At 66.8% G+C, this 503-nt stretch carries 1 protein-coding gene; it reads right to left on the minus strand.

The features are described from left to right. Positions 1 to 136: 136 nt before the first annotated feature. The coding region (locus tag AC1DU6_RS36035) for a hypothetical protein (RefSeq protein WP_477863486.1) at positions 137 to 503 on the minus strand (367 nt) is incomplete at its 5' end.

Raw genomic sequence — 503 nt, forward strand, 5'->3', positions numbered from 1 at the left:
CGCGCAGCCTCCGCGCGTGATGCGCGGCAGCCTGATGTTCTATTGCCACGCGCCCGGCGGGATCCTGGTGGAGGTGAGCCATCGGACGGTGGGCTGAGGCGTGGGTTCGAGTGCGCTTGCAGGCAGATCACCCCGCTCACGTCGCGCTCTTGAACTTGTCCCGCTGCGACAGGCAATAGACCAGCGGCACAGCCACCCCCGCCAGGACTGAGGCGGAACCCGCGGCGACTGCCACGGGGATCGGAGCGAAGGCCCACAGCGCCACATAGACAAGCCCGCTGATCGTGATGGACCAGCCCCCAAGCCGGTTGACCTTGCGGGCCAGTTCGCTCGGGAAGAAGCGCTTGGGCATGCGGTTGCCATACCAGGCAATCATGAGCCCGTTCATGGCGATGACCACCCGGGTGACGTTTTCGCCGTCCGCATAGCCCAGCTTGCGCGCCCAGGTCATGCCCAACGCCACGGCGACGATGCCGCCGCCCCAAGCAAGGCCTGCAATCAGA

The sequence above is a fragment of the Roseateles sp. P5_B10 genome (genome assembly GCF_056400485.1).